This window comes from Gilliamella sp. B2828, assembly GCF_026537125.1.
GTDB lineage: Bacteria > Pseudomonadota > Gammaproteobacteria > Enterobacterales > Orbaceae > Gilliamella.
The window spans coordinates 1-13,477 of the sequence record NZ_JAFNMU010000007.1 but is presented as its reverse complement, the minus strand read 5'-3'; the positions used below and the strand labels follow the sequence as shown (position 1 = coordinate 13,477).

Annotated in this window: 11 protein-coding genes; 3 read left to right on the top strand and 8 right to left on the bottom strand. The window is 36.0% G+C overall.

The window, feature by feature from the left end; genetic code table 11:
• Positions 1–26: 26 nt before the first annotated feature.
• Positions 27–878 (bottom strand): RNase RNM, encoded by an 852-nt coding sequence (gene rnm, locus J3U19_RS07270; RefSeq protein WP_267345884.1) that lies wholly within the window; start codon positions 876–878, stop codon positions 27–29.
• 71 nt (positions 879–949) lie between these two features.
• On the opposite strand from rnm, the gene rraB reads away from it, so the two are divergent.
• Positions 950–1,342, top strand: coding sequence for a ribonuclease E inhibitor RraB (gene rraB / locus J3U19_RS07265; RefSeq protein WP_267341409.1), 393 nt, complete (start codon positions 950–952; stop codon positions 1,340–1,342).
• A gap of 125 nt (positions 1,343–1,467) precedes the next feature.
• Here the strand turns inward: rraB and J3U19_RS07260 are convergent, their stop codons facing one another.
• The 5 genes from J3U19_RS07260 to prfA all read right to left on the bottom strand — a co-directional run bounded on the left by J3U19_RS07260 (position 1,468) and on the right by prfA (position 8,814).
• Positions 1,468–4,146 carry a beta-N-acetylhexosaminidase gene (locus tag J3U19_RS07260; RefSeq protein ID WP_267345883.1) on the bottom strand — a complete coding sequence of 893 codons (2,679 nt, stop codon included), beginning with the start codon at positions 4,144–4,146 and terminating at the stop codon, positions 1,468–1,470.
• Between the two features lie 9 nt (positions 4,147–4,155).
• A complete protein-coding gene (locus tag J3U19_RS07255) occupies positions 4,156–5,571 on the bottom strand; it encodes an OprD family outer membrane porin (RefSeq protein ID WP_267341411.1) in 1,416 nt (471 codons plus the stop codon).
• A gap of 453 nt (positions 5,572–6,024) precedes the next feature.
• On the bottom strand, positions 6,025–6,879 hold the full coding sequence (kdsA, locus tag J3U19_RS07250; RefSeq protein ID WP_324123793.1) for a 3-deoxy-8-phosphooctulonate synthase: 855 nt from the start codon (positions 6,877–6,879) through the stop codon (positions 6,025–6,027).
• A gap of 16 nt (positions 6,880–6,895) precedes the next feature.
• A complete protein-coding gene (gene prmC / locus J3U19_RS07245) occupies positions 6,896–7,732 on the bottom strand; it encodes a peptide chain release factor N(5)-glutamine methyltransferase (RefSeq protein WP_267341413.1) in 837 nt (278 codons plus the stop codon).
• A complete protein-coding gene (gene prfA / locus J3U19_RS07240; RefSeq protein ID WP_267341414.1) occupies positions 7,729–8,814 on the bottom strand; it encodes a peptide chain release factor 1 in 1,086 nt (361 codons plus the stop codon). The genes prmC and prfA overlap by 4 nt, the downstream gene beginning before the upstream one ends.
• A 349-nt stretch (positions 8,815–9,163) precedes the next feature.
• Here prfA and J3U19_RS07235 point away from each other — a divergent pair, with 349 nt between their 5' ends.
• Positions 9,164–10,348, top strand: a complete 1,185-nt coding sequence (locus tag J3U19_RS07235; RefSeq protein WP_267341415.1) for a carbohydrate porin — start codon at positions 9,164–9,166, stop codon at positions 10,346–10,348.
• Between the two features lie 170 nt (positions 10,349–10,518).
• Positions 10,519–11,706, top strand: a complete 1,188-nt coding sequence (gene manA, locus J3U19_RS07230) for a mannose-6-phosphate isomerase, class I (RefSeq protein WP_267341416.1) — start codon at positions 10,519–10,521, stop codon at positions 11,704–11,706.
• Between the two features lie 396 nt (positions 11,707–12,102).
• On the opposite strand, the gene J3U19_RS07225 is transcribed toward manA, so the two are convergent.
• A complete protein-coding gene (locus J3U19_RS07225) occupies positions 12,103–12,987 on the bottom strand; it encodes a putative type VI secretion system effector (RefSeq protein ID WP_267341417.1) in 885 nt (294 codons plus the stop codon).
• A gap of 27 nt (positions 12,988–13,014) precedes the next feature.
• On the bottom strand, positions 13,015–13,477 hold a 463-nt coding region (locus tag J3U19_RS07220), incomplete at its 5' end, for a hypothetical protein (protein WP_267341419.1).

Below are 13,477 nucleotides of genomic sequence, written 5' to 3'. Positions count from 1 at the left end.
GTTTTCTTCTATTATTCGTGTTATCGTTAAATGTTATGTTTAATATCGTCATTCCAATCATGCCAGATAGGTGTCACACTGGCAGGTAAAGGGGTGGTTTTACCTAAATCAAGATAATTAACCAGATCGTGAAAATCGGAACCTTGTGATGCCAATAATCCAAATTCATTAGCTAATTTCGCCAATCGTTGTAAATCATCTTGCGTTTGTCTGCTTTGTGATACTTCCATGGCATTACCGCCATATTCTTTAAATTCAGCAATCAATGTTTTTAATTTTGTTAACGTTAAATCATAACGGCTAGGATGAGCAAGTACTGCTTGCCCACCTGCTGCATGAATGGCATGCACCGCTTGAACAATACTACAATATTTTGCAGGCACATAGGCATAACCACTTTTGCCTAAATATTTTTTAAAGGCGTGTTTAATATCTTTAGCATGACCATGAGCAACTAAAAAACGTGCGAAGTGAGCTCGTGATACAATATCACCTTTCGAAAATTGTTGTGCTTGTTGATACGCATTATTAATACTGACTTTCGCTAATTTTTGGTCAATGCAAATTGCTCTATCAATTCGCTTTTGTTCTTGGGTGGATAGCAAGTCAAGTAACAATGAGTTTTCAATATCGACATTCAATCCAACAATATGAATTTCATTATTCTTCCATATTGTTGATACTTCAACACCATAAATTAATTTAACGGGTAAACTTTCACGTTCTATCGTATTTTTGGCTTCTAATAGACCTTTGATAGTATCGTGATCGGTAATGGCTAACATACTGATATGATTATCAGCCGCTCTTTTGACCAGTTCACTGGGTGTCAATGTGCCGTCTGACGCAGTTGTATGCGAATGTAAATCAACGATCACTTTTTTTCTCGAAAATTATTTTTAAACGTGTAATATACCACACAAATTGCATGACCACTAAAAGGTAAATTATGAAAGATCAAATTATGCTTGCCCAACAAGATACCAACGCGATTATTGAAGAACTGTTAGAAGATGGTAGCGATCCTCATGCGCTTTATATTATTGAACATCATATTTCATCCCAAAATTTTGATCAGCTTGAAAAAGTCGCTGTAGAAGCCTATAAATTAGGTTATGAAGCTACCGATCCTGACGAAGACGTAGACGAGGTGGGCAACGTTGTTATCGGTTTTGATATTGTTGCTGAAAGTCCACTTAATGCAGAATCAATTAATGCCCAAATAGCAGAAATAATCACATTAACATATCAATTCGGTGTCAACTATGATGGTTGGGGAACTTATTTTGAAGATGGCAGCGATGATTTTCATGAAGATGATAATCTCGAAACGCTTCATTAATACGATTAATGATATTATTTAACCTATTTATTGTTTCGAAGCTATTTACCTCTTTTGGACTTTTCTTCTTTTCACTTTTATTCTTATCCGCTAAATGACGGATAAGAATAGTGAGTGATAGGAATTTATTTCACAATTTCAATGCGACTTGTCCTTTGTTGATTTGGCGATACACTACGAATAAAGACACTTTCCCCTTTCTTAATGGAAGTGGGACCTCGATAACGTAACCATTGATCGCCTTTATCAATTGAATATTCAATACTTAAACCAGGGAAAACAATATTTGCCATCAATTTACCATTTTCAATTTTTGCTCCAGGGATAGGTAGACGATAATCAACCAAAGCCGCATCTAATTTAGCTAATTCTCGTTGTCCTAATAAATTGGCAAATTGGTTCCAATCATCAAAAAGTTTCTGCTGATCAACATAATGGGTTTCACCTAGTTGGAATTGGCGATCTTTTTGATAATTTGTTTCCCAATCGGCTTTATGCCATGCGCGTTCTGCAACACTGAGTAATCGAGGATAGGTCATATACGCCATTTTCTCATCTGTACGAATATTTTCAGTCCATATTTGAGCTGATAATCCATATGCACCTGGCCAATCCATTGTACCTTTCGCTGCAAAAGCATCCCCGTTACGATCAAAAGAAGTTTCAGCATTCTGTGGCAAGTTATCTGGCGCAAAACTGAAGATTTTGCGTTCGTCATTAAATCGAGCAGCCCAATAATAACCGCTTTCTTTTGGATTAACTTCGTAAGGCATATCTAAATAGACATAATCAGGATTAGACACAATAACTTTATAGCCCTTATTGGCAAATTCATTCACTGAATCATACCCGCCCCAATATAAGTTATCCCAGAAATTGACAATCACTTCATCAGTGGCAAAAGCGTTGGCATCGGTAGCAAATTTTACACCATCTTGCCAAACTTGCATGCGATTAATCCCATTTTTTTTAATGATTTTACTTACTTCGACGGCAAAATAGCTTGGTAAATGTTCAAAATTCTCAACTACGCCAGTTTTGACAAAGGTTTGGCAAGCTTGTGATTTTGCCCATGGGTGATCTTCAACACTTTGATCGATTAACCCTTTACCATCCTCTTTTTGAGCGGCGTTGATATCTTGGTAGCCATTACCGAAATGAATGTTTTTTGCTTCATCACCACCAAAATGCCAGGTTGTAATAGGTTGTTCAGCTTCAACATGCATTTTAGCGATTTCACTAATGACTTTATTAACAAATTTTTTTGAAGACTCCAAACATGGGTTGAGATAACTTTGTCGATTATAAAATTGTACCGTTGTTGTATTGGATGTATCGGTTGGATCAATTAATCGATATTCGTTAGCTTGTTGTTCTTGTCCTTTATCCATTAGGTGTTGATATCTCACTTCCATCGATTTAATAGCGGCTCTAGCATGAGCGGGCATATCGATTTCTGGGATGACTTCAATAAATCGAGCTTTTGCGTATTTTACTATCTCAATATAATCAGCTCGAGTAAAGTATCCACTGCCGCTATTATTGCTATTTGGACCCGATCCAAGTTGTGGCAATAAGCACTTTTTCTCACTCAAATCATGACAGCGTTTACTACCAAAATTGGTGAGTTCAGGTAAACCTGGAATTTCAATTCGCCAACCTTCATCATCACTCAAATGGAAATGAAATTTATTCATTTTATATTTTGACATCGTATCAAGTAGCTGTAATACCGCTTCTTTACTTTTGAAATTTCGACCGGTATCTAACATCATTCCTCGATATTCAAAACGCGGGGCATCTTCAGCTGAAAGTACAGGAATAACATGAGGATTATCGGCATGTAATACAGATAATATCGATTCTACGCCATAAAAAATGCCACTTTGGTCAAAAGCTAAAATGGTGGCCCCTTCAGGAGTGATATCTAACTTATAACTCCCTTTTACGCCTTTTTCAAATGCACTTTTATCAATTGAAGCCTTAATGTTAAAGCCTTTAGGACTAACAGGGATGTTTAATATTTTAAAATGTTCATTTAATACCGCTTCGCTCTCTTTTGCTAAGCCATTAAGAACTAAATTAACGCCATTTTCATTGAGTGTAACCATTTCCTTACCAACAGTAAGTTTGGATGGGGTCGGCAAAATCTGCCCTTTTAACAAGTCGGCATTAATAAGTTGCATCTCTTTGTTATGTTGATAACGATTTTCAGGCGTCATTAAAATATTATGATCATTGGGGGATATTTTCCATTGTTTGCCTAAAGGTTCAACAAATGCCGATAGATTATCGGAATCGGTATCCGTATTAACAATCATTTTGGGTTCAGCATTTGATGAGGTGACATACCATCTAGGCATCACATCACTTTCACTGATTTGCCAATATTCCCCAATGATGGGTATTTTCACAATAGCTTTCTCGGGAATTCCTTTGAATTTTTTAGTAGGTTCAAGCTTATGCAAATCACCTGTTATATGGGTAATTTTAAATTGATCATGATTGACGGCTAATATCATGCGAATATTGTGAAAATAGATTGCCCAATCTTTGTCAGTTATCGCAGAACCCGTATTTTTAAGCGTTAAAGTTACTTTGTTACAAGATGCCCAATCTGCCCCCAATGCAGCACAATCTACACCATGATTGACAGCATTATTATCAACTATATGATAATTTAGTCGCAATTGTGAACTCATGGTATCCACAATTTTTTGTGAAGCGCTAACTGATTGTGCAGCTCCCATACTGAATAATGATGCTATCGATGTAGCAATAATAGCTGATTTAAATTTTATCATGACAATTACCTATTTTTGTTTAGCATTGAAAATGGTGAAAGGGACAGTAACAATAAATTTGATATCGTGTTCGTCTTGGAAGATATTGCCATATCCGCCCCCCCAGCTTGGGATATTGGTATGATTGTTATATTTGGTATAATGAAGTTGTAAAGACGTATCTTTTATCCAACCATTTTGTACGGTATAACCTAAATCAAAATTGTAAGCTGATTCAATTAAACGTTTCTTCTGATTAAATTGTTTGTCTGTGCTCGGTTTCGCATCCCAACCATAAGCATAAGAAACGCCTGTTTTCCAACCAGTTAAAGAATTGGATAGATCGCCTAAATCATAAGTGACTTCAGCAAATATCGCCTTCTCACCATTGGCATTAAAGTCAGAACGTGAATTCCACCACACATCTAATCGACCATTTGAAGAAGCATAATCCGGTGTCATTCGCTGTAGAAAGAACCCTTGTTCACCTTCAGCTTTAACAACCACACCTTCAAGTCGTAGACCAACCGGCCCCATTTGATAACCTAAAGTAGCTGCTTGTAACCACGCCAAGCCATCATAAACATTTTTTCCTTTATGTGACTGATCTTTAGCGCCATAAAATTGATAACTCATCGTAAGTGGATTATTGAATATATCGGTTTTATATGAGGCTTTACCAAAAAATTGGTTCATATAATTTTGTGCTTGACCAAAAGCACTTTCTACCACTAAATGGTTTTTAAAGTCATACTTCAAACCAGCAGAATGGAGGTAATCAATTTTTTTCCCTTTTCCCCATTGTTTAAATTCATAAAGTCGCTTATACCAAGGCGCTTTGTATTTATCAGTCCACATATACGACATGGATAAAACACCGGCTTCATCGAAATCAAGCAAAGTACCAAATTCCACACCTCGATAAGTACCGGGTAATAAACTCCAGTGTGGCGCCAGTAATGTTTGACCTGAAGGTTGAATATACCCTGCTCTAAGCCAAAATTTGTCGTCGATTTTAAAATTCACTAACGCTTTATAAAAACTCAGCCCACTGACATCTTTCTTCCAATCCTCATCCCATCGGGTATTGGCGCCACTAAAACCGATTTCATTAGGATGTCCATTGCCACCGTTACTGACTTCCCAAGCACCGTAACCACCTAACTCAATTGCAAATCGATCAGCCATATACCCCGATTTAAAATCCAAATTTGTGTTAAAAGAGGAATGTCTAAGATTTTTTTCATATTTATGTTCATCGACATTTTTTCTTTCACGATCACGATTCCAGAAAAATACATTACCTGTAAGTGACGAATCATCAACAAAATTATTTGCATAAGTAGCATAAAGCGGTGTAATGCTGGTTAACACGGTTAAAGAAAGTATGAGTTTTGTCAAATAACTCAGCGAACGAGGAATGTTTAATGCATTATAGTTATTCATAATTTATTTCCTTAAATCAATACTGTGTAATTTAAACAGCCGTTCTTCATTAGACCACCTCGTTATTAAGCACAAAATAAAATCCGTTTTCATTTTAAAAACTTTTATTAACACCTTGAAAAACTCAGTAAAACCAAAAAAGAGGCTAAACAGCTATTTTTTATAATGCATAAACATATTTTAGTTAGCAAATTAAATAATTTAAATTCGTGATCCTAGTCACTAAAAAGATTTCACTTTGAATGATTTCATTTGGGGAAATGTTTACTTTTTTTATTTAAAAAAATAATAAAATAGAAAAGATAAAAGAGGTTATGTAAATCATTGCTTTTATTATGCTGAGCTAAATTAGCAGTATCATTTTGGTTATGACAAGTCAGTATAGAGGCTAAAAAAAGAGAAATGCCCAGCATTTCTCTTATCATTAATATTGAATTTCAATACAGCGTTAAACTAATTTTCAGTATCAATTTCTTCAAAACTTTTTACTAACTCATCAATCGCTTTCATCTGTTTTAAGAAAGGTTCCAATTTCGCTAATGGTAATGCTGACGGACCGTCACATTTTGCGTGACTTGGATCTGGGTGGGATTCTAAAAATAATCCCGCTATACCGACTGCCATGCCTGAACGAGCAAGTTCAGTGACTTGACCTCGGCGTCCACCGGATGCAGCCCCCATAGGGTCACGACATTGAAGAGCGTGAGTAACATCAAAAATTACTGGGGATCCTTTGCTGGCTTTTTTCATAATATTAAAACCTAACATATCAACGACCAAATTATCATAGCCAAAACAACTACCTCGGTCACAAAGAATCACTTTATTGTTACCCGCTTCTTCAAATTTTTCAACAATATTACCCATTTGACCAGGGCTAACAAATTGCGGTTTTTTAACATTAATTACCGCACCTGTTTTTGCCATTGCAACAACCAAATCAGTTTGTCTGGCTAAAAAGGCTGGTAACTGAATCACATCGACCACATCAGCGACTGGTTGACACTGCTCTTGAGTATGGACATCGGTAATGATTTTGATGCCAAACTGCTGTTTAAGCTCCTGGAAGATTTTTAGGCCTTCTTCTAAACCAGGTCCACGATAAGAATGGATTGATGAGCGATTGGCTTTATCAAAAGATGCTTTGAAAATATAAGGAATATTGAGTTTATCAGTTACAGTGACATAATGTTCACAAATCTTCATAGCCAAATCACGTGATTCAAGTACGTTCATACCACCAAATAATACAAACGGTAGATCATTGGCTACGGTAATATCACCGACATTTACTTTTTTTTGATTCATCATAAAATTATCCTTGTTAAGGTTTAAACCAGCGACCGATCGTGACCCTATCATTGCCACTATAGTCGGTAAAGGTTTCAACTAATTGAAATCCGTGTTGTTTGAAAATGGTCTGTACCGCTTCACCTTGTTTCCAACCATGTTCGATAAGTAGCCAGCCGTATTGAATTAAATGTTTTGTGGCACCTTGAACAATCAATCTAATGTCAGCTAAACCGTCATCTTCAGAAACCAAAGCACTTTTGGGTTCGAATCGAACATCCCCTTGCGATAAATGAATATCTGTGGGTTCAATATAAGGTGGATTACTGGTTATCATTGAAAATTTACGGCTTTTTATCGGTTTATACCAATCACCTTTTAAAAAATAGACATTGTTAACCCCAATTTGGTCAGCATTTTTTTGAGCCAAAATTAAAGCGTCATTATTTTTTTCAACGCCTGTAAATAAGCAATCAGGGCGTTCGGTTGCCATAGCAATCGCTATCGCCCCCGTACCGGTACCGAGATCTAAAACTTCACACGGTACTTTAGGTAAATAGTCTAAACTGAGTTCAACTAATTTTTCAGTATCCGGTCGCGGAATTAATGTTGCGTTAGACACATTAAACTTCAAAGACCAAAATTCTTTTTCACCCGTGATATAAGCGATTGGCTCGCCCGTTTGACGACGTTTTAAATTTCTCTCTAAAGCAATGAGCTCATCTTCAGTTAATTCGGTTTCGCTAAATGCCATCAAAAATGTGCGTGTTTTATGTGTGACAAAACTTAATAAAATTTCGGCATCACGCTTAGGGCTTTCACTATCAGTCAGCGTTTGGGAAGCGCCCTTAAGCCATTCTAAATAGGTCATTCATCTTGTTCCGATAAAGCTGCAAGTTGGTCTGCTTGATATTCTTGTACAATTGGATCGATTAACATTTCTAGTTTACCTTCCATGACTTCATCTAAGCGATAAATGGTCAGGTTGATTCGGTGATCGGTCACTCGACCTTGTGGATAGTTATAGGTTCGGATTCTATCTGAGCGATCGCCTGAACCTAAAAGATTACGTCGAGTTGACGCTTCTTCTTGCTGACGTTTACGTATTTCAGCATCCTGAATGCGCGCCGCCAATACTGACATGGCTTTAGCTTTGTTTTTATGTTGTGAACGTTCGTCTTGACACTCAACAACAATGCCGGTTGGAATGTGAGTAATACGGATAGCAGAATCGGTAGTATTAACGTGTTGCCCGCCCGCACCCGATGAACGATACGTATCGATTTTTAAATCCGCTGGATTGATTTCAGGCATTTCTGCCTCAGGGATTTCAGGTAAAACAGCAACAGTACAAGCGGAAGTATGAATACGACCTTGAGACTCTGTTTCCGGAACCCGTTGAACGCGATGACCACCTGATTCAAATTTTAAGTTACCGTATACACCATCGCCACTTATGAGCATGATCACTTCTTTATAACCACCATGTTCGCCTTCATTAGAACTCATGATTTCAACTCGCCAACGGCGTGATTCAGCATAGCGGGTATACATTCTGGCTAAGTCACCGGCAAAAATTGCCGCCTCATCCCCACCGGTTCCGGCACGTACTTCAACAAAACAGTTATAATCATCATTAGGATCTTTAGGTAATAATAACACCTGCAACTGCCTTTCTTGTTCTTCGACTTGTCCTAATGCTTCATTCAATTCTTCTTGAGCCATTTCACTCATTTCCGGATCGGAAAGCATCATTTTAGCCGTTTCGATATTTTCTTGAGTTTGCTTCCAGCTCGTAAAACACTTCACGACATCATTTAATTGTGCATATTCTTTAGAAAGTGTGCGAAAGCGATTTTGATCGGCGATTACCGAAGGGTCAGATAATAATGCTTGAACTTCTTCATAACGTTCTTGCAATGTTTCTAACTTATTGATAATTGAAGATTTCATAAATATGTAACTTAAACTTAAATTAATTGAATATGGTCATCATTATATACTTAATCACTAGTAAAATATAGCTTCGACTCATCTTCATCTTACTTGAACATTTTCGATCGCCTCAAAAAAATGAAATTGACGATAAATTCATCCTAAAAATGTTACCCCTGTCACATAAATACATCCTGGAAGTTTAAAAAACGACAATCAACATATAACATCATGAATGTAAACGATATCATTTATGATCTTTTCAATATTTATTCCAATAATTATTGCCATTATTACCAAACATAGCGGTATCGCATACACCATACAACACAATGAAATAATACAAAATAGGTGAGAGGAGAGTTTTATGAAAAAAATCGTGATATTCATTTTAATAGGGTTGAGTTCAATGGCTAACGCTGCAATTGAGTGGGATACACCACAAGGAAAACTTAAACTCTATGGTGATGTTGAAATTAATGTTGATGCCGCAAGCAGCAAACAACAACTTAGCTCCTTAAAAGAAAGCGCCGAGAAAAAAAATAAACCTGCTGATAAAGATCGCTGGGATATTAATGGTCGAATTTTGATAGGGTTAGAAGGTTATCACGAAATAAAGGATCACAATTTTGCTGGTTTTGTAGTACAGCCACTGGCTGATTTAGGTGGTGATATGAATTTGGACGATGCGGCTTTTTATTTTGGACAAAAACAAGAATGGAGCATTAAAGTCGGACGTTATGAGGCCTATGATATGTTTCCTCTTGGTCAAGATACTTTTATTGAATATTCAGGTAATACAGCTAATGATATCTATGAAGATGGTTTTGGCTACATCTATATGATGAAAGAAGGTCGAGGTCGCAGTAAAAATGGCGGAAGTATTCAATTAAATAAGCCATTTTTCAATAATTTCAATTTAGAAGTTAATGCCTTAGTCAGTAACGGCGAAAAAATGTTTAATAAATCGACCTATCACGGTTATGATATTGAGAAAAAGAAAAACGTCGTTTATGTCCGTCCAGTTTTATCATGGAAAAATGATCATTTCTCAACCGGCATTGCAGCTGAAACCAATGTTGTAAAAAATGCTTATGGTTATTACGATAATAATGGTAAATTTCGCGATCAATCTCAACGAACTGGTTACGGCGTAACCTTTTCTTGGAACAGTGAAGGGGACTGGGGAGCAGAAAACAAAGGACTTAAAATCAATACCAGCTTCGCTTACCTGAACGCCAAAGATGAAAATGATATGACCATCGGTTCAGATATCATCTGGGAGAAAGTCGGGCTGGGCTACTATTATGCTCACAATAATATTAAGAAATTTAATTCAGACAATAAAATTAAAGATGGGCATATCAATAACAAGGGTAAATATAAAATTCACACAGTTAATGCTTCTTATTTAATTGATAATGTATTGGATATGGATAATTTTAATATCTATTTAGGTGCATATTGGTCATTATTAGATCGAAATAAATCTCATGGTGACAATAGCGATGATCGATATGGTGCGCGCGTAAGATTTAAATATTTCTATTAATTCATCGTAAGTGTGACATAGCGAACCTATTTCGTCTTTTAAAACAAACCAGTTTATTGCAATATATTGGTTTGTTTTTACGAAATGTATTTGCAATTATCAAGAGTATTATAACCTACGCCAAGTATAAACACTCTGGGCAGTGCTGAACAAACTGGAGGATTAAATATATGCGCCAAACTATATGGAAACTTGAAAATAGTGTTAAAAACTACGATTGGGGAAGTATTGATAATATTCCTAAAATGTTTGCTATCGACAATCCAACAAAAAAACTCATTGCTGAAATCTGGATGGGCGATCATCCAAAGGGTTGTTCATTAGCGATTGATAAAATGCATAAAAAAATCAGACTTGATAACCTTATCAAAAATCATCCGTTAGCAACGTTAGGTGCCAAAACTTTTCAAAAATATTCCGATCTTCCCTATTTATTTAAAGTGCTATCAGCGAATAAAGCATTATCAATACAAGTACACCCAACCAAGTTTAATGCCGAGCAAGGTTTTGCAAAAGAGAATCAATTAGGCATTGCTTTAAATGATCCGAAACGCAATTATAAAGATCCCAACCACAAACCAGAGCTGATCTATGCTCTCACGCCATTTAAAGCCATGTGCTCTTTTCGCGCTATTACAGAAATTTTGGCATTGTTTAGCCAAGTTAACGTTCCAACATTAAGCAATGAACTTGAGCAATTGCATATTCATGCCAATGAACAACAATTAAAATGCTTTTTCCAAGCATTGCTGACATTATCACCCGAAAGAAAACATCAAGCGATAAACCAATTGTTAAATTGTATAAAACCGTTTACAAACGAGCCCTATTTAACAATAAAAACCCTTGCCAACGATTACCCAAATGATATTGGGATATTCATGCCATTAATCTTAAATGTAATTCAATTGCAACCATCACAAGCCATGTTTTTATCTGCCCAAACACCCCATGCTTATTTGTGTGGTACTGGACTTGAAGTGATGGCAAGCTCGGATAATGTATTGCGGGCAGGTTTAACCAATAAACATTTGGATATCGATGAATTGTTAAAAAATACCAGTTTTAATAGCCTTAGTTTGGATGCGTTAATCATTGCACCTATTATTCGACAAAATAAAATTGATTTTCCGGTTCCGGTTGATGATTTTAAATTTGAAATAATTGACAGTGATAATCAAGCAAGAAATGAAAAGGTCACTAGTGCGCAAATACTATTTTGTCTTGAAGGCAATATTACCTTAACTTCTAAATTTGAAATTATAACACTGACTAAAGGTGAATCCGCCTTCATCGCCTATAACACCAAGAATTATTGTTATCAAGGTGAAGGTAGCTTAGCCAAAGTTTCAAATTAAGGGATAGATTTTCTATTTTCATACTCAAACGTAGTGTTAACCTGAAACTTTTTGACAAAAAGAACGACTCAATTGTGATTAATGAGTGTCACCGATCATATTGAGCAAAAAGTTTCAGATTTTATTGCGTGACCATTTATGCGGTAGCTATCAAAGTATGCGTGTGTTTCACAAAATTTCTCATCAAAAAATGCATTTTCTGTTTTTAAACTCGAACGCTTGTTGTTGCTCGATATCAATGCGTTCTATCGTTCCACAAATCTTGGTAAATTCATTCCCCAAACACGGTAAAACCGGTGGTTTGGGGGGATGTCGCCAGGAGCGATCAATGATTTGCTTCTGAATTTTATAAAAATTTTTTAGACTCATATCTTAGCAATCTTGGTTTTGTTCTTGTTAATAATAAAAAAGATTATTATCACAAACTTTAATTCTATAGTTAATTTTAGGTTTATTATTATTTGCAGTATATTTACCTTGAAATTTTAATTTCCAACATTTTCTATTGGTGTACTTTCTTAAATCTATTCTGGATATTTTTGGCAGGTTTAAGGCGTTAAAAATTTGTTCAGCAATTTTCACTTTGGTTTTAAAACTGTCTTTTATGGCAATAATTAATCCGACAAATGCAAAACTACCAAAAGCCATTGCAACGGCACTTATGTCATCTAAATAGCTTTTACTTAATGATAATACTTCATTGAGCCCAAAAGAATAGACATCAAGACATGTAAAAAACAATAATACAAACAATACTATTATTATGGTACGCGACAAAACATAAAAAAAATAAGCCCAGCGCCCTCTAAAGCAATTGGGGCAAACACTTATTATCCTTTCATCCGGTTTGGCTATCGCATACAGTTCGTAATGATCCTTTTGCCACTCCACCACCACTTCAACGTTATCCCCTTCCCGAAATGGGCAATCACCTAACCAACCACAATAAATCTTATTTTCAATTTGCACATTAACAAAATTGGCATCTCGTAAAATAGGTTGATTATCTGCCATTCCGGTCAAACCAACTTGCCCTCGTAAGGCACCAATGATGGCCCCTATCTTGGCAGCTCTCTCGGTTCTTTCCATTATTTCTTTCATGTTTTCATACGATTCCACTTCAAACGCTTGTTGTTGTTGCTCGATATCAATGCGTTCTATCGTTCCACAAATCTTGGTAAATTCATCCCCCAAACACGGTAGAACCGGTGGTTTGGGGGGATGTCGCCAGGAGCGATCGATGATTTGCTTCTGAATTTTATAAAAATTTTTTAGACTCATATCTTGATAATCTTGGTTTTGTTCTTGTTAATAATAAAAAAGATTATTATCATCAGCTTTCATGTTATAACTGAGCCTTGGTTTTTGATTATTTGCTGTACATTTACCTTGAAATTTTAATTTCCAACATTTTCTATTGGTGTACTTTCTTAAATCTATTCTGGATATTTTTGGCAGATTTAAGGCGTTAAAAATTTGTTCAGCAATTTTCACTTTGGTTTTAAAACTGTCTTTTATGGCAATAATCAAACCGGCAAGTGCAAAAAGACCATAAGTTAATGCAGACATAGATATATTATCTATATAATCCTTACTTAAGGATAATACTTCATCAAGACTATAATAATATACATGTAGACCTGTCATCACTAATAGTGAAAGTAACCACATAATAATAGTACGCGGCAAAACATAAAAAAAATAAGCCCAGCGCCCTCTAAAACAATTGGGGCAAACACTTATTATCCTTTCATCCGGTTTGGCTATCGCA